This is a genomic window from Rhodococcus koreensis (assembly GCF_900105905.1).
Classification (GTDB): domain Bacteria; phylum Actinomycetota; class Actinomycetes; order Mycobacteriales; family Mycobacteriaceae; genus Rhodococcus_F; species Rhodococcus_F koreensis.
This window is the reverse complement of sequence record NZ_FNSV01000005.1, coordinates 2,136,181-2,162,472: the sequence shown is the minus strand read 5'-3', so window position 1 is coordinate 2,162,472 and position 26,292 is coordinate 2,136,181. Positions and strand designations below refer to the sequence as shown.

General features: G+C 69.0%; 26 protein-coding genes. 20 read left to right on the top strand and 6 right to left on the bottom strand.

Translation table 11 applies throughout. The features are described from left to right. Positions 1 to 211: 211 nt before the first annotated feature. The 6 genes from typA to BLV94_RS14715 all read left to right on the top strand — a co-directional run bounded on the left by typA (position 212) and on the right by BLV94_RS14715 (position 7,213). Positions 212 to 2,119, top strand: a complete 1,908-nt coding sequence (typA, locus tag BLV94_RS14735) for a translational GTPase TypA (RefSeq protein WP_072940524.1) — start codon at positions 212 to 214, stop codon at positions 2,117 to 2,119. 122 nt (positions 2,120 to 2,241) lie between these two features. Then, entirely contained in the window at positions 2,242 to 4,089 is a 1,848-nt protein-coding gene (locus tag BLV94_RS14730; RefSeq protein ID WP_371851549.1) for an ABC transporter family substrate-binding protein, read from the top strand. Beyond that, entirely contained in the window at positions 4,086 to 4,964 is an 879-nt protein-coding gene (mshB, locus tag BLV94_RS14725; RefSeq protein ID WP_072940517.1) for an N-acetyl-1-D-myo-inositol-2-amino-2-deoxy-alpha-D-glucopyranoside deacetylase, read from the top strand. Before BLV94_RS14730 ends, mshB begins: the two co-directional genes overlap by 4 nt. A gap of 99 nt (positions 4,965 to 5,063) precedes the next feature. Then, positions 5,064 to 5,222 carry a hypothetical protein gene (locus tag BLV94_RS49555; RefSeq protein ID WP_005239161.1) on the top strand — a complete coding sequence of 53 codons (159 nt, stop codon included), beginning with the start codon at positions 5,064 to 5,066 and terminating at the stop codon, positions 5,220 to 5,222. A gap of 14 nt (positions 5,223 to 5,236) precedes the next feature. Then, positions 5,237 to 5,665 (top strand): hypothetical protein, encoded by a 429-nt coding sequence (locus BLV94_RS14720; protein WP_072940514.1) that lies wholly within the window; start codon positions 5,237 to 5,239, stop codon positions 5,663 to 5,665. 30 nt (positions 5,666 to 5,695) lie between these two features. Further along, the gene (locus tag BLV94_RS14715; protein ID WP_072940511.1) at positions 5,696 to 7,213 is read left to right on the top strand and encodes a catalase; all 1,518 of its coding nucleotides are present in this window, start codon (positions 5,696 to 5,698) and stop codon (positions 7,211 to 7,213) included. Here the strand turns inward: BLV94_RS14715 and BLV94_RS14710 are convergent. After that, entirely contained in the window at positions 7,210 to 7,587 is a 378-nt protein-coding gene (locus BLV94_RS14710; protein ID WP_072940508.1) for a VOC family protein, read from the bottom strand. The genes BLV94_RS14715 and BLV94_RS14710 overlap by 4 nt on opposite strands. Positions 7,588 to 7,626: 39 nt before the next feature. On the opposite strand from BLV94_RS14710, the gene BLV94_RS14705 reads away from it, so the two are divergent. Beyond that, positions 7,627 to 8,460 (top strand): uroporphyrinogen-III synthase, encoded by an 834-nt coding sequence (locus BLV94_RS14705; protein WP_072940505.1) that lies wholly within the window; start codon positions 7,627 to 7,629, stop codon positions 8,458 to 8,460. Positions 8,461 to 8,497: 37 nt separating this feature from the next. On the opposite strand, the gene BLV94_RS14700 is transcribed toward BLV94_RS14705, so the two are convergent. The 3 genes from BLV94_RS14700 to BLV94_RS14690 are packed head-to-tail and all read right to left on the bottom strand — an operon-like array spanning position 8,498 to position 11,264. Continuing rightward, positions 8,498 to 9,241 carry a uracil-DNA glycosylase gene (locus BLV94_RS14700; RefSeq protein ID WP_072940502.1) on the bottom strand — a complete coding sequence of 248 codons (744 nt, stop codon included), beginning with the start codon at positions 9,239 to 9,241 and terminating at the stop codon, positions 8,498 to 8,500. Next, positions 9,226 to 10,767 (bottom strand): PH domain-containing protein, encoded by a 1,542-nt coding sequence (locus tag BLV94_RS14695; protein ID WP_072940499.1) that lies wholly within the window; start codon positions 10,765 to 10,767, stop codon positions 9,226 to 9,228. The genes BLV94_RS14700 and BLV94_RS14695 overlap by 16 nt, the downstream gene beginning before the upstream one ends. Beyond that, entirely contained in the window at positions 10,764 to 11,264 is a 501-nt protein-coding gene (locus BLV94_RS14690) for a PH domain-containing protein (RefSeq protein ID WP_072940497.1), read from the bottom strand. The genes BLV94_RS14695 and BLV94_RS14690 overlap by 4 nt, the downstream gene beginning before the upstream one ends. 82 nt (positions 11,265 to 11,346) lie before the next feature. On the opposite strand from BLV94_RS14690, the gene BLV94_RS14685 reads away from it, so the two are divergent. From BLV94_RS14685 to BLV94_RS14655, 7 genes are all read left to right on the top strand, one after another. Continuing rightward, positions 11,347 to 11,532 (top strand): hypothetical protein, encoded by a 186-nt coding sequence (locus BLV94_RS14685; RefSeq protein WP_015889740.1) that lies wholly within the window; start codon positions 11,347 to 11,349, stop codon positions 11,530 to 11,532. Positions 11,533 to 11,577: 45 nt separating this feature from the next. Beyond that, positions 11,578 to 14,205, top strand: coding sequence for a bifunctional FO biosynthesis protein CofGH (locus BLV94_RS14680; RefSeq protein ID WP_072940493.1), 2,628 nt, complete (start codon positions 11,578 to 11,580; stop codon positions 14,203 to 14,205). Beyond that, a complete protein-coding gene (locus tag BLV94_RS14675) occupies positions 14,202 to 14,972 on the top strand; it encodes a hypothetical protein (protein WP_072940490.1) in 771 nt (256 codons plus the stop codon). The genes BLV94_RS14680 and BLV94_RS14675 overlap by 4 nt, the downstream gene beginning before the upstream one ends. 108 nt (positions 14,973 to 15,080) lie before the next feature. Then, the gene (gene fdxA / locus BLV94_RS14670; RefSeq protein ID WP_005263360.1) at positions 15,081 to 15,404 is read left to right on the top strand and encodes a ferredoxin; all 324 of its coding nucleotides are present in this window, start codon (positions 15,081 to 15,083) and stop codon (positions 15,402 to 15,404) included. Between the two features lie 2 nt (positions 15,405 to 15,406). Next, a complete protein-coding gene (dapC, locus tag BLV94_RS14665; RefSeq protein WP_072940488.1) occupies positions 15,407 to 16,507 on the top strand; it encodes a succinyldiaminopimelate transaminase in 1,101 nt (366 codons plus the stop codon). A gap of 45 nt (positions 16,508 to 16,552) precedes the next feature. After that, positions 16,553 to 17,440 (top strand): hypothetical protein, encoded by an 888-nt coding sequence (locus BLV94_RS14660; RefSeq protein WP_072940486.1) that lies wholly within the window; start codon positions 16,553 to 16,555, stop codon positions 17,438 to 17,440. A gap of 54 nt (positions 17,441 to 17,494) precedes the next feature. After that, the gene (locus BLV94_RS14655) at positions 17,495 to 17,908 is read left to right on the top strand and encodes a PPOX class F420-dependent oxidoreductase (protein WP_072940484.1); all 414 of its coding nucleotides are present in this window, start codon (positions 17,495 to 17,497) and stop codon (positions 17,906 to 17,908) included. Positions 17,909 to 17,910: 2 nt separating this feature from the next. Here the strand turns inward: BLV94_RS14655 and BLV94_RS14650 are convergent, their stop codons facing one another. Beyond that, positions 17,911 to 18,501: a hypothetical protein gene (locus BLV94_RS14650; protein WP_072940482.1), complete on the bottom strand. Its 591-nt coding sequence runs from the start codon at positions 18,499 to 18,501 to the stop codon at positions 17,911 to 17,913. 159 nt (positions 18,502 to 18,660) lie between these two features. Between BLV94_RS14650 and pruA the strand changes: the two genes are divergently transcribed. Genes pruA through BLV94_RS14625 form a run of 5 tightly spaced genes read left to right on the top strand, consistent with a single transcriptional unit; the run spans position 18,661 to position 24,510 of the window. Next, entirely contained in the window at positions 18,661 to 20,301 is a 1,641-nt protein-coding gene (gene pruA, locus BLV94_RS14645) for an L-glutamate gamma-semialdehyde dehydrogenase (RefSeq protein ID WP_072940479.1), read from the top strand. Continuing rightward, positions 20,298 to 21,275 carry a proline dehydrogenase family protein gene (locus BLV94_RS14640; RefSeq protein WP_072940475.1) on the top strand — a complete coding sequence of 326 codons (978 nt, stop codon included), beginning with the start codon at positions 20,298 to 20,300 and terminating at the stop codon, positions 21,273 to 21,275. Before pruA ends, BLV94_RS14640 begins: the two co-directional genes overlap by 4 nt. 54 nt (positions 21,276 to 21,329) lie before the next feature. After that, positions 21,330 to 22,004, top strand: coding sequence for a rhomboid family intramembrane serine protease (locus tag BLV94_RS14635; protein ID WP_072940471.1), 675 nt, complete (start codon positions 21,330 to 21,332; stop codon positions 22,002 to 22,004). Between the two features lie 12 nt (positions 22,005 to 22,016). Continuing rightward, positions 22,017 to 23,417: an acyl-CoA synthetase gene (locus BLV94_RS14630; protein ID WP_072940468.1), complete on the top strand. Its 1,401-nt coding sequence runs from the start codon at positions 22,017 to 22,019 to the stop codon at positions 23,415 to 23,417. A gap of 52 nt (positions 23,418 to 23,469) precedes the next feature. Then, positions 23,470 to 24,510, top strand: a complete 1,041-nt coding sequence (locus BLV94_RS14625) for an NADP-dependent oxidoreductase (RefSeq protein WP_072940465.1) — start codon at positions 23,470 to 23,472, stop codon at positions 24,508 to 24,510. 98 nt (positions 24,511 to 24,608) lie between these two features. Here the strand turns inward: BLV94_RS14625 and tnpA are convergent, their stop codons facing one another. Then, on the bottom strand, positions 24,609 to 25,064 hold the full coding sequence (gene tnpA / locus BLV94_RS14620) for an IS200/IS605 family transposase (RefSeq protein WP_425272514.1): 456 nt from the start codon (positions 25,062 to 25,064) through the stop codon (positions 24,609 to 24,611). Here tnpA and BLV94_RS14615 point away from each other — a divergent pair. Next, positions 25,054 to 26,292: an RNA-guided endonuclease InsQ/TnpB family protein gene (locus BLV94_RS14615; RefSeq protein ID WP_074933744.1), complete on the top strand. Its 1,239-nt coding sequence runs from the start codon at positions 25,054 to 25,056 to the stop codon at positions 26,290 to 26,292. The genes tnpA and BLV94_RS14615 overlap by 11 nt on opposite strands.

The window sequence follows — 26,292 nt, the reverse complement described above, 5'->3', positions numbered from 1 at the left end:
CACTTTACGCTGGTCGGGCATGCCCCGCGAAGCCGGCGATGCGCGAAGTAGCCGTTCGGGCGGGTAGTATTCACGTGGCCGCGATGCCTGTACTGGGCGATTTACCATCGCCTCGACGAGGATTCTGAATCGAGATGACAAGGCGGCCGCCAGAAAGCCGTGCGAGGGAACTTTCGCGTGGCCGAATCAACTCAGCCAGGAGAGCCACCGCGTGACCATCACCAGCTTCCGTAACGTTGCCATCGTCGCACACGTCGACCACGGCAAGACCACTCTCGTCGACGCCATGTTGCGTCAGTCGGGGGCATTCGAGGAGCGCGCCGAACTGGTCGATCGCGTGATGGACTCCGGCGACCTCGAACGCGAGAAGGGCATCACCATCCTCGCGAAGAACACCGCCGTCCACAAGCACCACGGCGACGGCAGTGTCACGGTCATCAACGTCATCGACACCCCCGGTCACGCCGACTTCGGCGGCGAGGTCGAGCGCGGCCTGTCCATGGTCGACGGTGTCGTCCTGCTCGTCGACGCCTCCGAGGGCCCGCTGCCGCAGACCCGCTTCGTCCTGCGCAAGGCGCTCGCCGCGTCACTGCCCGTCATCCTGGTGGTCAACAAGACCGACCGTCCCGACGCCCGCATCGAAGAGGTCGTCTCCGAGAGCCACGACCTGCTGCTCGACCTGGCCTCCGACCTCGACGACGAGGCCGCAGAAGCCGCCGAGCTCGCCCTCGACCTTCCCGTTCTGTACGCCTCCGGCCGTGAGGGCAAGGCGTCCAAGGTTCAGCCCGAGAACGGTCACGCGCCGGACGCAGAGAACCTCGACGCGCTGTTCGAGGTCCTCCTCAACTACGTGCCCGCGCCCAAGGGCAACGTCGACGCGCCGCTGCAGGCTCACGTCACCAACCTCGACGCGTCCGCGTTCCTCGGACGTCTCGCGCTGGTCCGCATCCACAACGGCGAGCTGACCAAGGGGCAGACGGTCTCCTGGTGCCGCGAGGTCGACGGCGAGCCCGTCGTCACCAAGGCCAAGATCACCGAACTGCTCGCCACCGTGGGCGTCGAGCGCCAGCCCGCCGAGAAGGCCGTCGCCGGTGACATCGTCGCGGTCGCCGGTTTCGCCGACATCATGATCGGCGACACCCTCGCCGACCTGGAGAACCCGGTGCCGCTGCCGCGGATCACCGTCGACCAGCCCGCCATCTCGGTGACCATCGGCACCAACACCTCGCCGCTCGTCGGCCGGGTCAGCGGACACAAGCTGACGGCCCGCATGGTGAAGTCGCGCCTCGACCAGGAACTGGTCGGCAACGTCTCGCTCAAGGTTCTCGACATCGGTCGCCCCGACGCCTGGGAGGTCCAGGGTCGTGGTGAGCTCGCGCTCGCCATCCTCGTCGAGCAGATGCGCCGCGAAGGCTTCGAGCTGACCGTCGGCAAGCCGCAGGTGGTCACCCGTCAGGTCGACGGCAAGGTGCACGAGCCCTTCGAGGAGCTCACCATCGACAGCCCCGAGGAGTACCTCGGCGCCATCACCCAGCTCCTCGCCAACCGCAAGGGCAAGATGGTGCAGATGGCCAACCACGGCGCGGGCTGGGTCCGGATGGAGTTCATCGTCCCGTCGCGCGGCCTGATCGGTTTCCGCACCGACTTCCTCACCGAGACCCGCGGCACCGGTATCGCGAACGCCGTCTTCCACGGCTACGCACCGTGGGCAGGCGAGATCCGCGCCCGCCACACCGGCTCGCTCGTCTCGGACCGCACCGGCTCGGTCACCCCGTTCGCGATGATCCAGCTCGCCGACCGCGGAACGTTCTTCGTCGAGCCCGGCGCCGACACCTACGAGGGCATGGTCGTGGGCATCAACCCGCGCCAGGAAGACCTCGACATCAACGTCACCCGCGAGAAGAAGCTGACCAACATGCGTCAGTCCTCCGCCGACGTGATGGAGACCCTCGCCAAGCCGATCAAGCTGGAGCTCGAAGGCGCGATGGAGTTCTGCGCCGGCGACGAGTGCGTCGAGGTCACCCCGGAGGTCGTGCGGGTGCGCAAGGTGCACCTGTCGGCCACCGACCGTGCCCGTGAGCGTTCGCGTTCCAAGGCCCGCGACAAGGCGGCCCTGTAGTCGGCACGTCCGACCACGTCAAACACAACCGGGCGAATGTACCTTCGATCGATCGTCGACCGAAGGTACATTCGCTCGTGGGTTTCCGGAGCCTTCCGGTATCTCTGAGGAAAGGCGGCGCGGTGGGTGCTGGGGGTCGACTCGAGAGAGTCCAGGCAGTTCGGGGACTTCGGGCAGTTCGGGGAGTTCGGGGCCGAAGGCGCGGGAACGGTGCGGCAGTGACCGCACTCCTGCTGGCACTGTCGACGGCGGTACTCACGTCGTGCACCGCCGATCCACCTCCGCCGGTCGAGAGCACCGACAGCCCCAAGCCGACGGTGTCGCCGACCGAGAAGCAGCCCGTCGTCGTCGCGATCGACGACGTGGGCAGCGGATTCAACCCGCACCTGCTGTCGGACCAGTCGCCGGCGAACTCCGCGGTCAGCGCCCTTGTCCTGCCGAGCCCGTTCCGGCCGGTGCCCGACCCGGCGCACCCGGGCGGCAGCATCTGGATTCCCGACTCCTCCCTCGTCATCTCCGCGGACGTCACGTCGCAGGAACCGTTCACCGTCACATACCAGCTGCGCAACGAAGCGCAATGGTCCGACGGCGCGCCCATCGCCGCCGAGGACTTCCGCTACCTGTGGCAGCAGATGATCAGCGCCCCCGGCGTGGTCGACCCCGCCGGCTACGACCTGATCCAGGACGTCCGGTCCTCGGGTGGCGGCAAGACGGTCACCGTCGTGATGAAGGCCGCCTACCCGGCGTGGCGTGAACTCTTCACCGACCTGCTGCCGTCACACCTCATCAAGGACTCCCCGGGCGGTTTCGCGACCGGACTGGCCGAGAACATCCCGGTGTCGGGCGCACACTTCCACATCAAGTCGATCGACCGCGGCCGCGACGAGATCCTGCTCGAACGCAACGACCGGTTCTGGGACAAGCCGGCGACCCCCGACCAGATCCTGATGCGCCGCGACGGCACCCCGTCGCAGCTCGCCGACTCGATGCGCAACAACGACACCCAGATCGTTCAGATTCACGGGGGCACAGCGACTTCCGCTCAGCTCGCCGCGATCCCGACGGTGCGGACCGGTGCGTCGTTCCAGCCCCGCGGACTCGACCTCACGCTGAACGGCCGGGTGCCCGAACTCGCCGACGTCCGGGTGCGGAAGAGTCTGCTGAACCTGCTGGACACCGAACTGCTCGCCGTCGTCGGCGCAGGCAGCGAGGCCTCGGCGGTCCCGGCGCGCTCGCAGGTCTACGCCCCGTCCGATCCCGGCTACAGCGCGACCGCACCCGCGCGGCCGAGCCGCGAACAGGTGCTGGCGCAGCTGGCCGAATACGGCTACGTCGCCGAAACACCTCCGGGCACCGTCGTTCCCGCAGGTACGGTGCCGCCCACCCGGCTCGTCCGCGAGGGCGTCCCGCTCACGCTCGTCATCGGGACACCCGAGGGCGACGACACCGCGAGCGCCGTCGCCAACACGGCGGCCGACCAGTTGCGCGGCGCCGGCATCGACGCGACCGTGACGTCGCTGCCCGCCGAGGAGTTGTACGGGGAGTCGCTGAGCAAGGGCGACATCGGAGCGGTTGTCGGCTGGTCGCGCGCCGGGTCCGACCCGGCGACGGCGCTGGCATCCCGGCACAGCTGTCCGCCCGCAGTGGTCGCGACGACCCAGCCGAACACCGAAACCGCCGGTCCCGAACGTGATTCGGTGTCGGAGGCCGAGGCCCCGTCCAACCTGTCGGGAGTCTGCGACCCCACTCTGCAGCCGTCCATCGACGCCGCGCTGCGCGGAGTCGGTGATGTGCCACAGGCCCTCGCCGACGCCGATCGCAGGCTCTGGGACCTGGCCGCGGTGCTGCCGATCATGCAGGACCGCACGCTGGTCGCGGCCGGGCCGGGCGTCGACGGGGTATCGCTGACCGGCGCCGTGCCGGTCGGAATATTCAGTGACGCAGCAGACTGGAGCAGGATCAAGGAATGAGTGAGCGGCGACTTCTGCTGGTCCATGCCCATCCCGACGACGAGACCCTCACCACCGGCGGCACCATCGCGCGCTACGCCGCCGAGGGTGCCGACGTCTACGTCCTGACGTGCACGCTCGGCGAGGAGGGTGAGGTGATCGGCGACGAGTGGGCGCACCTGGTCGCCGGCGCCGCCGATCAGCTCGGTGGGTTCCGGATCGGCGAGCTGACGTCCGCGCTGACGTCTCTCGGTGCGGGACGGCCACGATTCCTCCTGGGGGCGGGACGCTTCCGTGACTCCGGCATGGCGGGCACGGCGTCGGCGGCGAACCCGCGCGCCTTCGTCAACGCCGACCGCGACTCGGTGACCGCGGCGATCGTGGCGGTCATCCGCGAGGTGCGGCCGCACGTCGTCGTCACGTACGACCCGGACGGCGGATACGGGCACCCCGACCACATCCAGGCGCACGGGATCGTCACGGCGGCCGTCGAGGCGGCGGGAACGGAACAGTTCCCCGACGCGGGCGTCCCCTGGGAGGTCGCGAAACTGTACTGGACGGTGACCGAGGCGAGCGCGCTCGAGGCGGGACTCTGCCGGATCGGCGACCTTCCCGACGGCTGGCGGCTGCCGGAGCCCGGCGAGTTGCCGAGCGTGCCGGCCGCCGACGTGACGACGGTGATCGACGTGCGGGGTGTGCTCGACGCGAAGCGGAACGCGCTGTCGGCGCACGCCACCCAGGTGACCGTGGCGCCGAGCGGCACCGAGTACGCGCTCTCCAACGATATCGCGCAGCCGATCCTGGTGGAGGAGCATTTCGTGCTGGTCCGCGGCGCCCTCGGGGATCGGGACGCCGACGGCCGGGAGCGGGACCTCTTCGCTGGCGTGAGTCTCTGACCGCAGGTGTCTGTGACCGGCGTTACGTATTACACTGTGGCGCACGTCACGCAGCGGCCGCGGTCGAGTCCGCGTGGCACCCGTCAGGAGAGGCGATAGATGTACAACTGGGATGTTCAGAACGCCATCGTCGCGTTCGTCGATACGCTCCGGCCCTCGTGGCCGGCCCAGCACGACCTGTACTACAGCGTGCTGTACGGATTCGCCGACATGCAGAGCCATTTGCTGACCCTGCTGGGCTACCCGCCCGTCGCCTGATCCACTATTGACACATGACCGTCGGCACCGCAGCGAAACCCGGGCACCTCGACGCCGTGGGGAGGGTCACCCTCGCGCTGCTGGTGTTCGACGGTTTTCTGTGCGCCGTCCTGTCGGTGCTGTTCCTACCCAGCTACCTCGGTGCCACGCCGTTTCCGATCAGCATTCTCGTCGCCGCGGTCGCCAATCTGGCGCTGGTGATCGCCGCCCGGTCCACGACCGGCCGGATCAGGTCGGGAGTGCTGCCACTCGCCGGCTGGGGGGCCGGTTTCCTGCTCTGCATGTTCGGCGGGCCGGGCGGCGACGTGCTCATGCTCGCGTCCGTCTGGACGCTCCTGCTCCTGATCGGCTCGCTGCTCCCCGCGGCGGTCTACCTGTGGAAGGTCAGTGCCAAAGCGGCTTTCGGGACTGTTTCGCCTCCGGAACGCGAGGGTACGCGGTAGCGACCAGCAGTCTGCTGAAGGAGCATCGCGATGACAGAACAGAACTTCACGACCGACGACGCCGGTATCCCGGTCACGAGTGACGAACACTCGCTCACCATCGGGACGGACGGGCCCATCCTCCTCCAGGACCACTATCTGATCGAGAAGATGGCCCAGTTCAACCGCGAACGCGTTGCGGAACGCCAACCGCACGCGAAGGGGGGCGGGGCGTTCGGACGGTTCGAAGTTACCGAGGACGTCTCCGCGTACACGAAAGCCGATCTCTTCCAGCCTGGGAAGAAGACGGATCTGCTGATCAGATTCTCGTCCGTCGCCGGCGAGCGCGGCAGCCCGGACACGTGGCGCGACCCTCGCGGGTTCGCCGTGAAGTTCTACACCGAGCAGGGCAACTACGACATGGTCGGAAACAACACGCCCGTCTTCTTCGTCCGCGACCCGATGAAGTTCCAGGACTTCATCCGCTCGCAGAAGCGGCGCGCCGACAACAATCTTCGCGACCACGACATGCAGTGGGACTTCTGGACGCTGTCCCCGGAGTCGGCGCACCAGGTCACCTGGCTGATGGGCGATCGGGGCATCCCGCGCACGTGGCGGCACATGAACGGGTACTCCAGCCACACGTACATGTGGGTGAACGCCGCCGGCGAGAAGTTCTGGGTGAAGTACCACTTCCACACCGACCAGGGCATCGAGTTCTTCACGCAGCACGAGGGCGACCAGATGGCGTCCGTCGACACCGATTACCACACACGGGACCTGTGGGAGCACATCGACGGCGGCGAGTACCCGAGCTGGACGCTGAAGATGCAGATCATGCCGTTCGAGGATGCGGACGACTACCGGTTCAACCCGTTCGACCTCACCAAGGTGTGGCCGCACAGTGACTACCCGCTGATCCCCGTCGGCAGAATGACCCTCGACCGCAACCCCACGGACTACCACTGCGAGATCGAACAGGCCGCGTTCGAACCCAGCAATCTGGTTCCCGGCATCGGACCGAGCCCGGACAAGATGCTCATCGGCCGGCTGTTCTCCTACCCGGACGCCCACCGCTACCGGATCGGCGCCAATTACAAGGAACTGCCCGTCAACCGGCCGCACGTGCCCGTCCACTCGTATTCGAAGGACGGCAACATGCGGCACCACAACCCCGGGGACCCGGTGTACGTGCCGAATTCCAAGGGCGGCCCGCACGCCGACCCGTCGCAGGTCGGCGAGACCGCCACCTGGTACGGCGCCGGCGACATGGTCCGCTCGCCCTACGCACTCCACAAGGAGGACGACGACTGGGGTCAGGCCGGGACGATGGTCCGTGACGTGCTCGACGACGCCGCCCGGGACCGCCTGGTGGACAACATCGTCGGCCATCTGCTGAACGGTGTCAGCGAACCGATCCTGGCGAAGGCGTTCGAGTACTGGCGCAACGTCGACAAGACGCTCGGCGACCGGATCGCCGACGGGGTGTCGACGAAGCAGTCCGAGACCGATCCCAAGGCGGGGGAGCAGGCCAATCCGGCGCGCAGCAGCGCGCAGGCGAAGGCCTAACGCTCGAACGCCACCGGGTGCCGAGGCTCGTACAGCATCATCTCTCCCGCTCCGGGGATCTTCAGCGAGGTGGTGAGGCCGTACCCGTCGTCGCGGACTCCGCGGGTGAACTCGGCACCCTTGGCCTCGAGTTCCGCCACGGTCGACTCGATGTCTTCGCACATCAGCGAGATCTCGTGATGCGGCCGGGTCGACCACGGCTCACCGCCCCGATCGTCCGAGGTGGGATGCACACCCATCTCGGACGGCCCGGTGCGGAAGATCAGCCAACCGCCGCCGGCGTCGACGTGCGCCCAGCCCAGCACGTCGCGGAAGAAATCGCGGGCGGCCTCGGCGTCGTCGGCGTAGACCAGAGTGTGCACAGCTGTGATCATGTGGGCAGCTTAGTGCGATTCGTCCGTCACACTGAGAGAATGTCGAACGACGAACTTTCCGGACTGACCATCGCCGTCACCGCGGAACGCCGGGCCGCCGAGTTCATCACGCTCCTCGAACGGCACGGCGCCACCATCGTCCACACCCCGGCCATCCACGTGCTACCGCTCGTCGACGACTCCGATCTGCGCGCCCGCACCGCCGAGATCATCGCGTCGCCGCCAGACCTCCTCGTCGTCAGCACCGCCGTCGGATTCCGGGGGTGGCTGGACGCGGCACGGGCCTGGGACGAGGAGGGTGCGCTGCTCGCCGCCCTGCAGTCGGCGCGGATCATCACCCGCGGTCCCAAGGCGAAGGGCGCCGTGCGCGGCGCAGGCCTGCGTGAGGAGTGGTCGCCCGACACCGAATCGTCCGAGGAAGTGCACGAACACCTCGTGGCCCAGGGCGTGCGCGGACTGCGCGTCGCGGTCCAGTTGCACGGCACCATCACCGAATGGGAACCGATGACCGACCTCAGCGTCTCCCTCGCCGGCGCCGGGGCCGAGACGACGGCCGTGTCGGTGTACCGGTGGATCCGACCCGAGAACCAGCAGCCACTGCTGACGCTGCTCGACCGGATCGTCCGCGCCGAGGTCGACGCCGTCACGTTCACCAGTGCGCCCGCCGTGTCCTCGCTGCTCAGCACCGCGAAGGACACTGACCGGGTCGAGGCCCTCCTGCAGGCGTTCCACGGTCCGGTCGCACCCGTCTGCGTCGGTTCCGTCACGGCCTCGCCGCTCACCGTCCTCGGGGTGGACACCATGCAACCCGCCCGCCCCCGGCTCGGCAGCATGGCCAAATACATCATCGAGGAGCTCCCGAAGCGGCGCTGACGGTCCTCCCCACCGGACGAACGGGACGTCCGTTGCGTCAGATCGAACGGGCGTCCCGTTCGTCCGGGGATCTGGGCAGCCCGGCCACGCGTGCGGCGTCGGAGAGCACCGACTCGAGCATGGCGGGGGTGAGACGTCCGGTGAACGTGTTCTGCTGGCTGACGTGGTAGCACCCGAACAGGTGCAGGGGACGTTCGGCGCCGGCCAGTTCGACGTGCGCGCCGTGCCCGAACTTGGGTCGCGGCCGGGGGACGGCCCAGCCGGCGTCGTCGAGGACGGGGAGCAGCGACTGCCAGCCGAACCCGCCGAGCACGATCACCGACCGCAGACCGGGTTGCAGGATGCGCAGTTCGGCATCGAGCCAGTGGCGGCAGTTGTCGCGTTCCTGCGGGGTGGGCTTGTTCGCGGGCGGCGCGCAGTGCACCGGGGACGTGATCCGGACGCCGAACAGTTCGAGGCCGTCGCCGATGCGGGTGGCCGTCGGCTGGCTCGCGAGACCCACGGCGTGCAGGGCGGCGTAGAGGAAATCGCCGCTGCGGTCTCCGGTGAACATGCGCCCGGTCCGGTTCGCGCCGTGCGCGGCGGGCGCGAGGCCCACGATCAGCAGGGACGCGTCGGCCGGACCGAATCCGGGAACCGGACGGCCCCAATAGGTTTCGTCGCGAAACGACGCACGCTTCTCGCGTGCGACCGTCTCCCGCCACTCGACGAGGCGTGGGCACGCCCGGCAGTCGATGAGGTGGGCGTCGAGACCGGCGATGTCGGTCAGCGCCGCGCCCACACGTCACCTCCGCCGGGTGTCACCGACTCGATGAGCGACCACGCCTGATCGGCAGGCAGGTCGATCACCAGGTACTTTCCGGTGCCGGCGGGGGTCGCGGCGATGACGGTCGCCACCCCGGCCCGCCGCTGGAAGAACGTCTGGCGGACGGTCCACCCGATGATGCCGTCGGCCTCGAGGCTGTCCCGGGCGCGGTCGAGGGAGCCGCTGCGGGTGATCAACCACCCGGGCAGCACCGCGTGACCGAGACCGCGGTACCGATCCCACGCCAGCGCCACGCCGCCGACGGCGAGCACCACGATCCCGGCCCACACCGCCCAGAACACGGGCCGGTCGAGGATCAGGAACACAAGGGCGGCGGCGAGCGCGATCTCCGCGGGGATCAGGGCCCGGGTGTAGCGCCGCCGCTGCGCGACCGGCCCGTGCGGGGTGAGCGGGACCGCGGCCTGGCGGTGGTCGCCGATGACAGTGGCCATCACCCGCTCGGCCTCCGCGCGCGGCGCCTGGGGGAGCAGGAGGGAGGACTCGTGCCTCTCGGCGCTGACTCCGGTCATCACGGCATCCAGTCGGGCGCCGCCGGCGAGCCGCAGGAGAAGTGGTTCCTTCAGGGTCGTTCCGCGCAAACGGGCGCGGTCCAGGGTGCTCTGGCGGGTCTTCAGCAGGCCGTGGCTGACGTGCAGCGTGCGGCCGTTGTCCGTCAGCGTCATGTTGCCGTACGTCAGCAGGTACCGGACGCACGCGAGGCCGCTGGCGGCGATCAGGAGGACGACGATGCCGACGACGACGGCCACGGCGATCCCGACGCGCTCGGCGGATTCGATCCCCTCGGCCACCGTCGAGGAGCGGGCGATCTTCGCACCGATTCCGTACTGGAACGCGAGTCCGACGATCGCCGCGATGGTCACCACCCCGGTCACCGAGAACGGGGCGTAGCGCACCCAGGCGGGGGTCCAGTGGCCGATCTCGGTCACCGCGGGTTCCTGCGTGACCGCGGTGTGCTCGACCTCGGGGGAGGGCTGACGGGCGAGAAGCGCGGCGCGCAGGTCGGGCACCAGCCCGGTGGAGAGCGCGTTGAGTTCGAACTTCGCCGCGTCCGGTGTGGACCCCACCTGCCGGCCGGTGCCGATGCGCACGATCGACAGCCCGAGCAGCCGGTGCAGGACGCCCGCCTCCACGTCGACGGAGCGGATCCGGTTGCGCGGTACGGACAGCAGGCGTTTGCGGAACAGGCCCTGCCGCAGTTGCACGTGGACCGGGCCGATGCGGTAACTCGTCGTGAACCAGCGCGAGACGCCGAACACCACGAACACGACGATGGCGACGAGACTCCACACGTGGTTGCCGCTCTGGGTGCCGATCACCAGCGAAATCAGCAACACCGGCAGAAGTTTGACGATCTCGTTGACGGGGTGGACCAGCAGCATCCGGCGGTCCAGACGCAACCAGGGTTGCTCCTCCTCCGCGGCGACCGCCGCCTCGCCCTGCGCGATGGGCGGCGCGACGCCCGGTTCCGGTGCCGCACTCATGTGGCGTCACCGACATTGGTGCCGGCGATCTCGGTGAGCCGCGCGACGGTGCTGTCGGCGGTGTCCTGATCGAGGGCGGAGATCTTGACGGCACCGGCGGACGACGCCGTCGTGACGGTGACGGTCGCGAGCCCCAGCATGCGGTCGATGGGTCCGCGTTCGGTGTCGACGGTCTGGATCCGGGAGATGGGCGCGATGCGCCGTTCCTGGGTGAACCAGCCGCTGCGCGTGTAGACCGCGGTGTCGCTGATCTCCCACCGATGCACCCGGTACCGCCAGAGCGGGACGACGGCGACGTGGACGATCGCGAGCACGACGGTGATCGCGAGGACCGTGACGTGCACCCACACGGGCCACCAGTGGAAGACGAGAGCGACGGCCTGCACGACGAAGACGGGAAACCAGAGGAGGGCGGCGTTGATTGCCCACAGCTGCTTGGCTTTGGGGCTGGGCCGCCACAGCGGTTCCGCCATGGTGACGGTGGTGGGCACACTCATGCCCCTACTTTGGCCGTGCCCCGCCATTCTGTCGAGAACGGACCTATGGTGGGAGGACCCCCGAAGTGAAAGGAGCGCAGACATGACGTCATTCGATGCGGCCGATTCTCCGGAGGTTCCCGAGGCGGACCGGCTCGAGCAGGAGATCGCCGTCGACGACGACAATTCCGACGAGGTCGAAGAAGTGTCGTCGCTGGAGGTGAACGAGGCGGACGCCGCCGAGCAGAGCCGGGCGGTTCCGGTCGACGAGGACTACCCGCGCGGGTAGCGATCCTCGCCGCTCACGGAGTCTGGGTGGCACGGCTCGTCGTCGATGGCGCATGATCGCTGGGTGACCCATTCAGGTGAAGAGTCCGGCCGGCCCACGATGCTTCCCATGCCGGGTGTTCCGGCGGCACCCCCGTCCGGCGCATCGGCGCAGGAAGTGGCACCGTCCGCGTCCGCGATGCGGCGGGTGTTGCGGCGGGCGCGGGACGGTGCCACGTTGAACGTGGACGAGGCGACGGTGTTGTTGCAGGCCCGCGGCGACGATCTGGTGGATCTGTGTTCGTCGGCGGCGAAGGTGCGCGATGCCGGGTTGCTGGCGGCGGGTCGGCCGAGGGCGGTGACGTATTCGCGGAAGGTGTTCATCCCGCTGACGCGGTTGTGCCGGGACAAGTGCCATTACTGCACGTTCGTGACGGTGCCGGGCAAACTGCGGGCGGAGGGGCGCGGGGCGTACCTGGAACCGGACGAGGTCCTCGAGATCGCCCGGCAGGGCGCCGAATTGGGCTGCAAGGAGGCCCTGTTCACCCTCGGTGACCGCCCGGAGGATCGGTGGCCGGAGGCCAAGCAGTGGCTGGACGAGCGGGGCTACGACTCGACGCTGGACTACCTGCGGGCGATGTCGATCCGGGTGCTCGAGGAGACCGGGCTGCTGCCGCACCTGAACCCGGGTGTGATGAGCTGGGAGGAGATCTCCCGGCTCAAGCCGGTGGCCCCGTCGATGGGGATGATGCTCGAGACCACCTCGACCCGGTTGTTCACCGACAAGGGCGAGTGCCATTACGGCAGCCCCGACAAGGATCCGGCGGTGCGGTTGCGCACGCTGACCGACGCGGGGCGGCTCAGTGTGCCGTTCACGACGGGCATCCTGGTCGGGATCGGTGAGACGGTCCGGGAGCGGGCCGAGTCGATCATGGCGATCCGGAAGTCGCACAAGGCGTTCGGGCACGTCCAGGAGGTGATCGTGCAGAACTTCCTGGCCAAGCCGGACACCGCGATGCGCGATGCCCCGGACGCCGGTCTCGAGGAGTTTCTCGCGACGATCGCGGTGTCCCGGTTGCTGCTGGGCCCGGGGATGCGGATCCAGTCGCCGCCGAATCTGGTGTCGACCACCGAGTGCGCGGCGCTGCTGGGGGCCGGGGTCGACGACTGGGGTGGGGTGTCGCCGCTGACCCCGGACCACGTGAACCCGGAGCGGCCGTGGCCGAACCTGGACACCCTGGCCGAGATCACCGCGGCCGCCGGGTTCGAGCTGACCGAGCGCACTGCGGCGCAGCCGCAGTTCGTGCTGGCCGGGGCGCCGTGGATCGATCCGCGGATCACCGGGCACGTGCAGGCGTTGGCGGACCCGCAGACCGGGCTCGCCAAGGTCGGCACGAGGCCGGTCGGGTTGCCGTGGCAGGAGCCGGACGAGTCGTGGGAGTCGGCGGGCCGGGTGGATCTGAACACCGAGATCGACACCGCCGGCCGCAACACCGACACCCGCAGCGACCTGGGCAGCGCGTTCGGGGACTGGGAGACCGTCCGCGAGCAGGTGCTGGAGTTGTCCGGGCCGGTGCGGGTGGACACCGACGTCCTGGCGGCGCTGCGCAGCGCCGAACGCGACCCGGCGGGGCTGTCGGACGACGAGTACCTGGCGTTGGCGACCGCGGACGGGGCCGGGCTCGAGGCGGTGGTGGCGTTGGCCGATGCGCTGCGTCGGGATGCGGTCGGGGACGAGGTGACGTATGTGGTGAACCGGAACATCAACTTCACCAACATCTGCTACACCGGGTGCCGGTTCTGCGCGTTCGCGCAGCGCAAGGGGGACGCGGACGCGTTCACGCTGTCCACCGACGAGGTCGCGGACCGGGCCTGGGAGGCGCACGTGGCGGGGGCGACGGAGGTGTGCATGCAGGGCGGTATCGACCCGGAACTGCCGGTCACCGGGTATGCGGATCTGGTGCGGGCGGTGAAGAAGCGGGTCCCGTCGATGCATGTGCACGCGTTCTCCCCGATGGAGATCGTCAACGGCGCCTCCCGGGGCGGGCAGAGCATCCGGGACTGGCTGACGGAGCTGCGCGAGGCGGGTCTGGACACCATTCCCGGTACCGCGGCGGAGATCCTCGACGACGAGGTGCGGTGGGTGCTCACGAAGGGCAAGCTGCCCACCGCCACCTGGGTGGAGGTGGTGACCACCGCGCACGAGATCGGTCTGCGGTCGAGTTCGACGATGATGTACGGGCACGTCGACAACCCGAAGCATTGGGTGGGGCATCTGCGGGTGCTGTCCGGGATTCAGGACCGCACCGGTGGGTTCACCGAGTTCGTGCCGTTGCCGTTCGTGCATCAGAGTGCGCCGCTGTATCTGGCGGGGGCGTCGCGGCCGGGTCCGACCAACCGGGACAACCGGGCGGTGCACGCGTTGGCGCGGATCATGTTGCACGGGCGGATCCCGAACATTCAGACCAGCTGGGTCAAGTTGGGGGTGACCGGCACCCAGGTGATGTTGCAGGGTGGGGCGAACGATCTCGGGGGCACGCTGATGGAGGAGACCATCTCCCGGATGGCGGGATCCGAGCACGGATCGGAGAAGACCGTCGAAGAACTGAGGGCCATCGCCGAGGGCATCGGCCGCCCGGCCCGCGAACGCACCACCACACACGCACGACGCGAGGGACGGTCGCCGGCCGCATGAGCGAGACGCATCGGCTGGGCGACGACACCGTCGTCGGCATTCTGGATCGCGCCGCGCGGGGCATCAACCCCGTGCTCGATCTGGCCCTCACGGATCCGTTCGGCATCAAGGGCCGGACGTTCACCCCGACAGCGGCGGAACGGGGCGCCGCGGAGGCGCTGCTCGACGGCGTCGCCTGGGTGCTCGACACCGTGCGGTTCCCGGGGACGGCGTCGTGGGAGAAGGCGAGCGACGACGAGCGGGCACGGTGGTGGGTGACGCGGATCGGCGCGCTGAACACGATCGCGGTCGCGTCCCCGGGCATGTTCGGTGTGCTCCTCAACCGGCTCCCGATCCAGGACGTGCTCGGATTTGCGAATCAGGCCGTCGTGCTCGTCGCAGTGGCCCGGGAGCACGGCGTCACGAACCGGTCCGAGCAGGTGGACTTGCTGGCGTCCGTGCTCTGCCGGCGTGAGACGGACGCGTCCGCGGTGCTCGCCGGCGCGACGCCGCCATCCGCTTCGGCGCAGGGTGCATCGGTGTGGCGCCCGTTCGGACTGATCGGCGCGCTGTGGCGCACCGCGGGCACGGTGCGGGCGCTCAGTGACGAACTCGACAAGCGCCCGCAACCGGGCGGGACCTACGCGCTGCTGGGGAACATTCCGGTGGTCGGTGTGGTGGCCGGGTATCTCGGCGAACGGGGTGCGCTGGTGAGAGCCGTGAAACAGGCCGAGAAACGGATCGCGGCCCGGGCGTCGCTGCCCGCGGCGGTCCGCCGGGTCAGGTAACCCTCACCGCAAAGGGGTCCGCCGGGCAGGCGATAATGATTTCTTCCGCGAGGTACAAGCGGCCCGTACCTCGTGCTTACTCGTGTCAGAAAGGCAGGGAGAGCGGCAGTGCCCTACACGATTGCTGAACCGTGCGTGGATGTGCTGGACAAGGCGTGTATCGAGGAATGCCCTGTCGACTGCATCTACGAGGGCGGGCGGATGCTCTACATCCATCCGGACGAATGCGTGGACTGCGGCGCCTGCGAACCCGTCTGCCCCGTCGAAGCCATCTTCTACGAAGACGACGTCCCGGACCAGTGGAACGGCTACATTGCCGCGAACGTCGACTTCTTCGACGACCTCGGTTCCCCCGGCGGAGCGGCGAAGCTGGGCAAGGTCGACTACGACCCGCCGTTCGTCAAGGCGCTGCCCCCCATGGGCGAGGACTAGAGGTGCCTCGTATCCCGGTAGCCGCAGCACTTCCCGACTTTCCGTGGGACTCGCTCGAGTCGGCGAAGGCGAAGGCCTTCGCCCACCCGGGTGGCATCGTCAACCTGTCGGTGGGAACCCCGGTCGATCCGGTGGCCCCGATCATCCAGGAGGCGCTGACCGCGGTCGCCGCGGTGCCGGGATATCCGACGACGCACGGCACGGACGAACTCCGCAACGCCGCGGTCGAGGCGCTGCGCCGCCGCTACGGAATCACCGGCATCGACCCGGCGGCGGTGCTGCCCGCGATCGGCACGAAGGAGCTCATCGCCTGGCTGCCACGCCTTCTCGGGCTCGGCGCCGACGACCTCGTGGTCATTCCGGAACTCGCGTACCCCACCTACGAGGTGGGTGCGCTCCTCGCGGGTGCGCGGGTGATCCGCGCCGACGGTCTGAACCGCCTCGGTCCCGAGGGCGCGTCGCTGATCTTCGTGAACTCGCCGTCCAATCCCACCGGCAAGGTGCTCGGCCTCGACCACCTGCGGAAGGTGGTCGACTGGGCGCGCAGCCGGGGCGCCATCGTGGCGTCCGACGAGTGCTACCTGGGGTTGACCTGGGAAGGGGAAGCCCTCTCCATCCTCGACGAGCGGGTGAACGACGGCGATCTCACCGGTCTCCTCGCGGTGCACTCGCTGTCGAAGACGTCCAACCTCGCGAGCTACCGCGCGGGCTTCGTCACTGGTGACCCGGCGTTGGTCGCCGAACTCCTCGAGGTCCGCAAGCATGCGGGCATGATGGTGCCGTTGCCGATCCAGTCGGCGATGACCGCCGCGCTCAGCGACGACGACCACGAGAACGAGCAGCGTGAGCGGTACCGCCGGCGCCGCGAGATCCTTCTCGCCGCGGTGCGCGGCGCCGGATTCACCGTCGACGATTCCGAGGCCGGGCTGTACCTGTGGGCGACCCGCGGCGAAGCCTGCCGGGACACCGTCGAGTGGTTCGCCGAGCGGGGCATTCTCGTGGCGCCGGGGGAGTTCTACGGTCCCGGCGGCGGCACCCACGTGCGGATCGCGCTCACTGCCGACGACGAACGCATCGCGGCCGCAGCGGAACGACTGGCCTGACCCGAGTCGGCCCGGCCGGGACGGTCGCGGTGAAAGTATGGTGCCGTGACCCTCGACGACGTCGCCGACGAACTGTACGGCCTCGACCCCGGTGAGTTCGTCGAGGCGCGCACGACGCAGGTGACGGCGGCGCGGGACAACAAGGACCGCGCACTGGCCACCGAGATCGGGAAACTGCGGAAGCCGACGGTCGTCGGCTGGCTCGTCAACCTGCTCGCCCGCGAACTACCCGACGAGGTGGGTGCGCTCCTCGCCCTCGGCGACGCCCTCCGCGATGCGCAGCGGCACCTGTCCGGCCCGGACCTTCGGCGGCTGACGACGCAGCGGCAGCAGGTGGTCCGGGCGTTGGCGCGCAAGGCGGGTGAGCTCGCCGCCGACCGGGGCCGGACCGTCGGCGAGGACGCGCTGCGCGATGTCGGCCAGACGCTGCACGCCGCGCTCGCCGACGCCGACACCGCCGAGCAGGTGCGGCGGGGCCGGGTGGTGACGGCGGCGACCTACAGCGGTTTCGGGCCTGCCGGACTCACCGTCGTCCAGGGAAAGACGGCGAAGAAGCCGCCGAAGTCCGAGCCCGCCTCCACGCCGCCGGCCGAAAAGCCGAAGAAGGGGAAGAAATCGCAGGAGCGTGATCTCGACGCCGCACGCGCGGCGGCCGAGGCGGAACTGGCGGACGCCACCGCCGGGGCCGACGAGACCCGCGGCGCGCTGGACGACGCGAACACCGAACTCGGGCGGGCGCGATCGACTCTGACCGAGATCGACCACCGGATCGAGGAACTGCGCGCCGAACTCGAACACGCCGAGCAGGAGCGGCAGTTCACCCGGAACGCGGAGAAGGCCTCGGCGGAGGCGGTGCACCGGGGAGAACGCGAACTGGAGGCGGCGGAGCGGCGGGTCGAGAAGGCCCGGCACGCACTCGACAATCTCGGTTGAGAAGAGTCCCGGAAACCTTGACCTCGAGCACCGTTGAGGTTCTAGCCTGACCTCATGTCCTTCACCGAGCAGGAACTCGACTATCTGGCATCACAGCGCATCGGCAGGCTCGCCACGGTACAACCGGGCGGAACCTTGCAGGTCAGTCCCGTCGGCTTCCACTACAACCCCGACACGTCCACGATCGACATCCAGGGCTACAACATGGCCGCGAGCCGCAAGTTCCGCAACGTCGCCGACAACGGGAAGGTGGCGTTCGTCGTGGACGACGTGCCGTCCGTCGACCCGTGGCGGGTCCGCTGCGTCGAAATCCGCGGGCGCGCCGAGGCCCTCGACGCCGGCGCCGCCCAGGCGAACGGCCTCGGCGGCCCGACCATCCGCATCCGCCCGGAACGCATCATCAGCTTCGGGCTCGGCGCCACCGACCAGGACGCCCACCAGCTCGTCGCGAACGCGCGCGACGTGTAGAGCTAGGCGATGTCCGGGCGGTAGCCGGCCGCGAGGACGGCGACGGTGGACGGTGGTGTCAGGACCGTGGCGGTGCCGGTCGGCCGGTTCGACGGCGTCCCGTATCCGTCGGCCGACCACGGGACGACAGTCTCGTCGAGCACGACCGCAGGTCCGTCGTCGAACAGCACGAAGGTGCCGCGGGGCAACGACGACCACGCGGCCCGGTGCGTTCGCTGACGGGACCCGTCCAGTCGTTCCCCGTGCAACCGGGCGTCCATCTCGTCGGCGCTCGGCAGGCCGCCCCCGTTCGCGGACCGCCACGCGGCGCGAAAGTCGTTGTACCGCTCGCGCCGGCAGAGGGCGCACGGCCGGTGTCCGGCGGCCAGCGCCACCGCCTCGTCGTGGAAGAACAGCACTGTGTAGTGGCCCTCGCCCCACTGCGGCACCGTGCGCGCCGGGTAGTCGGTGACGCAGATGATCCATCGTTTGCCGGAATGATTGCGTACCACGGAGTGCCCGCGGTGCAGGCAGCCCCGATTGCCCATGAACCGGCCGCGCAGTGGAATCGCGACGATGTCGGATCGGGGTGACACGCGGTTCCGTTCGGCCATGCGCCGATGCTAGCCAGCCCGTCGGCGCGTCAAAACCGGATGGGTACCCCCATCCAGAGCTAACCTGGGCTCGAGGGTTCCGTTCGGACGGGTGTCCCCGTCCGGCCGCGGTTCCCGGTCACAGTTCCTCACACGATCTGAGGGCAGGAGGCAGGCAGCATGGACGCCATCACCCAGGTTCCGGTGCCCACCAACGAGCCGGTCCACACGTACGCGCCGGGCAGTCCCGAACGTTCCCGAGTGCAATCCGCGCTCACCGACATCGCCACCAATCCCGTCGACATCCCGCACGTGATCGGTGGCAAACACCGTCACGGCAACGGCGACCGCGTCGACGTCGTGCAACCCCATCGGCATGCCGCCGTGCTCGGCACGCTGCGCAGCGCCACCCACGACGACGCGTCGGCGGCGATCGAGGCGGCCACGGCCGCGGCACCGGACTGGCGGGCGCTGTCGTTCGACGACCGGGCCGCCGTGATCCTGCGTGCCGCCGACCTGCTGTCCGGGCCGTGGCGCGAGACGCTCGCCGCGGCGACGATGCTCGGGCAGTCGAAGTCGGTCCAGCAGGCGGAGATCGACGCGCCGTGCGAGCTGATCGACTTCTGGCGCTTCAACGTTCACTTCGCCCGCCAGATCCTCGCCGACCAGCCGATCTCCTCGCCCGGTGTGTGGAACCGGCTCGAATACCGTCCGCTCGAGGGCTTCGTCTACGCCATCACTCCGTTCAACTTCAGCGCGATCGCCGGCAATCTGCCGACCGCGCCCGCGCTGATGGGCAACACGGTGATCTGGAAGCCGTCGTCGACGCAGACGGTTGCCGCGTACTGGACGATCAAACTGCTCGAAGCGGCGGGCATGCCCCCGGGCGTGATCAATCTGCTCACCGGCAGCGGGCAGGCGGTGTCGGAGGTGCTGCTGAGCGACCCCCGGCTCGCAGGAATCCACTTCACGGGTTCGACCCGCACGTTCCAGCACCTCTGGAGCGAGGTGGGCGCGAACATCGGGAAGTACGCGGGCTACCCCCGGCTGGTGGGGGAGACCGGCGGCAAGGACTTCGTGGTCGCGCACGCCTCGGCCGACGAGGACGTGCTGCGGACGGCGCTGATCCGCGGCGCATTCGAATACCAGGGCCAGAAGTGTTCCGCAGCCTCCCGTGCCTACGTCCCGAAGTCGCTGTGGCGGCGGATGCGGGACACGTTCACCGCGGAAGTCGACGCCCTCACCTACGGGGACGTGACCGACCTGGAGAACTTCGGCGGGGCCCTCATCGACCGGCGCGCCTACGACAAGAACGTCGCGGCCATCGAACGCGCCCGCGGCGCGGCAGGCCTCGAGATCGCCGTCGGCGGCAAGTACGACGACAGCGTCGGCTACTTCGTCCGTCCCACCGTGCTCCTCGCGGACGACCCCGACGACGAGGCGATGACCACCGAGTACTTCGGCCCGATCCTGACGGTGTACGTGTACGACGACTCGGCCCCGAACGCGTTCACCGACGTGCTCGCCAAGGTCGACTCGGCGGCCCCGTACGCGCTGACCGGTGCGGTGATCGCCGACGACCGGCAGGCCGTCGAGCAGGCGACGGCGGCTCTGCGGTTCACCGCCGGAAACTTCTACGTCAACGACAAGCCGACCGGTGCCGTCGTCGGGCAGCAACCGTTCGGTGGGGCCCGCGCGTCCGGCACCAATGACAAGGCCGGGTCCAAACTCAACCTGCTGCGCTGGGTGTCGGCCCGCACCATCAAGGAGACTTTCGTCCCCGCCACCGATTACCGATATCCGCACATGGGGTCGGAATGAAAGCGCCGACGGTTCTGGCGAATCCGCTTCGCCCGGCGATCCTCGCGGCGGCCCGGTCGTCGCGCGTCAAACGCGCCGTCACCGGTGCCCCGGTCACCCGGAAACTGGTCGACCGCTTCGTGGCGGGCGAGAGCCGGGAGTCGGCGCTGGCGTCCGTTCGGGAGATCCTCGATTCGGGCCGATCGGTGTCGATCGACTTCCTCGGTGAGGACACCCGTGACGCGGCGGGCGCGCAGGTGACGGTCGACGAGTACCTGGCGCTCGTCGCCGATCTCGGTGCCCTGCCGGAGGCGGCGGACAGGACGTCGGGGGTCCGCCGGCTCGAGGTGTCGATGAAGTTGTCGGCGCTCGGGCAGGCGCTCGCCGGCGACGGCAAACGGATCGCCACCGACAACGCCCGCACGATCTGCGCCGCAGCCGAGGCGGCCGGGGTGTGGGTGACCGTGGACGCCGAGGACCACACGACCACCGATTCGACGCTCGCGATCGTCCGCGAACTCCGCACCGACTTCCCCTGGCTCGGTGCCGTGGTGCAGTCGTACCTGCGCCGCACCGAGGACGACTGCCGAGCCCTCGCGGGCCCCGGTTCGCGGGTCCGGCTCTGCAAGGGGGCGTACCGGGAACCCGAATCCGTGGCATTCAAGGACCGCGCCGCCGTGGACGCCTCGTATGTGCGTTGCCTGACGATCCTCATGGAGGGCGACGGGTACCCGATGGTGGCCTCGCACGACCCGGCCGTCATCGACGCGGTCGCCCCGCTGGTCGGGCGCACCGGCCGCGCCGCGGACGCCTACGAGCACCAGATGCTGTTCGGGATCCGGGACGTCGAGCAGCGTCGGCTCGCTAACCAGGACAAGCAGGTTCGGGTGTACGTTCCGTACGGAAGCCAGTGGTACGCGTACTTCATGCGGCGACTGGCCGAGCGTCCCTCGAACCTGCGGTTCTTCCTGCGCTCGGTGGTCACCAAGGACTGACCGGCGCGGCCGCTGACCGGTTCCGCTGCGGGTGCGTCGTTGTAGAGTTTCGCGGTGACGACTTCAGGCGCGGGATGGATCAGCGCGGTCCTCTTCGCCGTCGTTCTCGTACTCGCCTCGCTGATCGCATCGGTGCAGATCGGCGAGGGGCGCATCGGCGAGATGCGGCTCACCCGTCCGCCGCGCACCGCGGTGGTGCTGTGGCTGCTGATCGCCGTGCCGTCACTGCTGCAGATCGTCGTTCCCGCCGTCCTCGACGCCCTCGAGCGTGACCCCGACCAGATCCGGGACCACCAGTGGTGGCGGATCTTCACGTCGGTCGCGGTGCAGGACGGGGGAGTGGCCGGAACCGTGGTGAACCTGCTCGTCCTCGCGTGGGTGGCGCCGCTCGCGGTGCGGGTGTGGGGTGGGGTCCGGGCGGTACTGCTGTTCGTGGCGAGCCAGATCATCTTCGGCCTGTTCACCGCGTTCCTGTTCCCGTCGCCCGGCGCGGGCAATTCGGGCGCCACGCTCGCGCTGGCCGCGTCGTTCGCGGGGTTGGTGGTGATGCAGTCCAAGGAGTGGTGGGTCCTCGCCGCGAGCGGGGGCATCGTGCTCGCCGGGGTCCTGCTGGTGGTGGTCGACGACGCCCACGGGCTGGCCGTCCTGACCGGGGCCCTGCTGGGTGCGGCACTCGCCACGGTCAGTCCGCCTCCGGGAGACCCACCGGACCGCCTCCGGGCCCTGTGAGAAGCTGTCGATGTGCTGCTGCGATCTCTGAATCCTCTGGCCGTCGCCCAGGGCGACGACATTCCCGACGCCATCCGGATCGGCGACACCACCCTGTCCCGCGGCGACGTGCTCGGCGCGGCGACGTCCGTGGCCGAACGGGTGGCACGCGCGGATCGGGTCGCGATTCTCGCCACCCCCACTGTGACCACGGTCCTCGCCGTTGTGGGCTGCCTCATCGCGGGTGTGACCGCGGTGCCGGTGCCACCCGATTCCGGACCCGCCGAACTCGAGCACATCCTGCGCGATTCCGGTGCGCAGGCGTGGCTCGGTGAGGCGCCGCCGGACGCTGCGGGCCTGCCCGTCGTGCCGGTGCGTGTCCACGCCCGGTCGTGGCACAGCTACCCCGAACCGCCCGAGTCGAGCATCGCGTTCGTGCTCTACACGTCCGGTACCACGGGACCGCCCAAGGGGGTCCTGATCAGCAGGAAGGCCATTGCCGCCGGTCTCGACGCCCTCGCGGACGCCTGGCAGTGGACCCGCAACGACACTCTGGTGCAAGGACTTCCGCTGTTCCACATCCACGGGCTCATCCTCGGTGTGCTGGGACCGTTGCGTATCGGCAGCAGGCTCGTCCACACGGTCAAACCCACCCCGGCGGCCTACGCGGCGGCACGGGGAACGATGTACTTCGGTGTCCCCACGGTGTGGAGTCGTATCGCCGGCGACCCCGAGTCGGCGCGGGCGCTGTCGGGTGCGCGACTGCTGGTGTCGGGGAGCGCCCCGCTGCCCGTCCCGGTGTTCGAGAAGGTGCAGGAGCTGACCGGGCTCGCACTCGTCGAGCGGTACGGCATGAGCGAGACGATGCTCACGCTCAGCACCCGGGCCGACGGCGAGCGTCGCCCGGGGTGGGTCGGTGTGCCGGTCCGCGGCGTCGAGACCCGGCTGCGCGACGAGCGCGGTGGCGACGTCCCCCACGACGGCGAATCCATCGGCGGTCTGCAGGTGCGGGGGCCCATGCTGTTCGACGGCTACCTCGGCAGGCCCGACGCGACCGCCGAATCCTTCACGGACGACGGCTTCTTCAAGACCGGTGACGTCGCCGTCATCGACCAGGGCGGGTTCCACCGCATCGTCGGCCGCGAATCCACGGACCTGATCAAGTCGGGTGGATTCCGCGTCGGGGCCGGTGAGGTGGAGACGTCCCTCCTCGGCCACCCCAGCGTGCGGGAGGCGGCGGTCGTCGGCCTCCCCGACCCGGACCTCGGTCAGCGGCTCGTGGCGTTCGTGGTGGGGGACGACGTGTCGGAGGCCGCGCTGATCGATCACGTCGCCACCGAACTGTCGGTGCACAAGCGGCCCCGCGAGATTCGCGTCGTCGAGTCGCTTCCCCGCAACGCGATGGGCAAGGTGCAGAAGAAGCAGCTGTTCTGAAATCGGTAAGGTGGCGGGCGATACCGGCCCAACACGGATTGGCAGGCGCACAGTGAGTGTCGAGAGCATCGTTCAGAGCACCCGGATCGTCCTCGCCTCCCGGCCGGACGGCGCGCCGACCGCCGACAACTTCCGGCTCGAGGCGGTGAATCTCCCCGACCCCGCCGAAGGCCAGGTGCTGATCCGCGTCATCTACCTGTCGCTCGACCCGTACATGCGCGGCCGGATGAGTGCCGCCGAGTCGTACGCCGACCCGGTCGAGATCGACGAGGTCATGGTCGGTGGCACCGTCGGGCAGGTCGTCGACTCCCGGCACCCGGATTTCGCGACCGGTGACTACGTTCTCGGGTACGCGGGATGGCAGTCGCACGCCGTGGTCGACGGCAACCACCTCCGCGCACTCGACCGCGACGCCGCGCCGTTGTCGACCGCGGTCGGAGTGCTCGGCATGCCCGGCTTCACCGCGTACTCCGGCCTGCTGAAGATCGGGCAACCGAAAGCGGGCGAGACGGTGGTCGTCGCGGCGGCCAGTGGTCCGGTCGGCTCGGCCGTGGGACAGATCGCGAAACGGAAGGGCGCCCGGGCGGTCGGGATCGCAGGCGGACCGGAGAAGTGCGCCTACCTGCTGGACGAACTCGGATTCGACGCCGCCGTCGACCACCGGTCTCCGAACTTCGCAGAGGAGCTGTGCGCCGCGTGCCCCGACGGCATCGACGTCTACTTCGAGAACGTCGGCGGTGCGGTGGCCGCGGCGGTGCTGCCGCTGCTCAACCTGTACGCGCGCGTTCCCGTGTGCGGCCTGATCGCGCAGTACAACGACACCGAGGCCCCCGAGGGGCCGGATCGGCTGCCCGGGTTCTTTTCCCGGGTGCTCGTCAAGAGCCTCACCATCCGCGGGTTCATCCAGAGCGAGTTCGTCTCAGAGATGTACGCGGACTTCCAGCGCGACGTGTCCGAGTGGATCCGGGAGGGCCGATTCGCCTACCGCGAGGACATCGTCGACGGGCTCGAGAATGCGCCCGCGGCGTTCATCGGGCTCCTCCGGGGCAGCAACTTCGGCAAGCTGGTCGTCCGGGTCGCCGAGGAGAACTGACCGACCACTGGTCCACCACTTCGCCGACAACGTCACCCCGTGCGGTTCGCTGCCCGGTGAACAACTGCAGAGCGACGTCATGGATTTCACCGGATTAATCAGAGGAAGCGTGGCCCTTCAGGGCCGGGAGGAAGCTGATTCTGTAGTGCGCGATGGCGGGTAGCGGGGTCGCTTTCTTTTGTGGGTTCGGGTCGTTGTTGGTTGGTGATGTACTCGGCGACGATGGCGAGTGGGGCTCCGCCGGCGGAGGCGGCGAAGTAGGACGGTGACCAGAAGTGATTGCCCCACAGGTATTTCTGGATGTGGTCGGGGAACTCTTGGCGCAGGTATCGAGCGGAGACGCCCTTGAGGCTGTTGACCAGGGTGGAGAGTTGCACGGTAGGTGGGTAGTGGATCAGTAGGTGGACGTGGTCGGTGTCTCCGTTGAACTCGGTCAACGTTGCGCCGAACTTGTCACACACCTCTGCCATGATCTGCCCGCATCGGGTCAGCATCGGGTCGGTGACATAGACCAAAGAGTATCCGCAGGGAAAGGCGCAGGGTGTGAAGCGGATCGTTGTCGTGAAGCTGGCTCCCACCCCGGAGCAGTATGTGGCGCTGAAATCGACACTGGAGTTGTGCAATGCGGGGGCGAACATGGTTGCGCAGCTCGCGCACACCGCCGCTGATCGGCGCCCGTTCGCGCTGCAAAAGCGGGTCTATGCCCAGCTCAAGGCGTGCGGGTTGTCGGCGCAACCGGCGATCCGGGTCATCAAGAAGGTGGCGGATGCGTACGCGACCCGGACAGCGAACCTGCGTAACGGGAATTACGGCACGCCGGGATCGACACGGTATGCGAAGGTGGCGGGTAAGGCGGTCGTGTTCCGTCAGGACGCGGGCCAACCGTTCGACGATCGGTGCTTGTCGTGGCAGATCGATCGATCGACGGTGTCGATCTGGACGAGCGCGGGCCGGATGCGCAACGTCGGATTCGTGTGCGCGCCGTGGCAGCGGACAATGCTCGCCGACCGCACAGGCGAGTCGGATCTGATTTTCCGGGACGGATGTTTCTACCTGCATGCAATCGTCGACACCGGCGCACCGCAGCAGCTGGTCCCCGCCGACGACCCCACCGGGTGGCTGGGTGTGGACTTGGGGATCGTGAACCTGGCTGTGACCACCGCAGACGACCCGGCCGAACTCGACGTCCGGTGGTCCGGTGGTGCGGTCACCGCCCGCCGGAAAAAGAACGGAACCATCCGGTCCGCGCTGCAGAAGGTGGGGACCAGGTCCGCGAAGCGGAAACTGAAGAAACGGCGGAGGAAGGAGACTCGGTACGCCACCGACATCAATCATCAACTCTCGAAAACGATTGTTGCCCAGGCGCAACGCACCGGTCAAGGAATCGCGGTAGAAGACCTGTCGGGAATCCGGGACCGGGTACGGCTCGCACGCAGACAACGGCAACAATTGCACTCCTGGGCATACGCGCAACTGCGCGACCAGATCACCTATGAGGCGCACGCCGCAGGAGTGCCGGTGCAGGTGATCAACCCTCGCAATACCAGTAAGACGTGCCACCGCTGCGGGCACTGCGACACCGCGAACAGGCACAGTCAAGCACTGTTCCGGTGCCGCGGCTGCGGATGGACCGGTCACGCCGACCATAACGCCGCCGCCAACATTGCCGCACTCGGGCACAACAACTACCGGGCCGCCCAATCAACCGTGCCTAAAGCAGCCACCCCTCTCACAGCCAGTGAGAACGTGAGCAGCAAACCCGCGTCCTTCAGGACCGGGTAG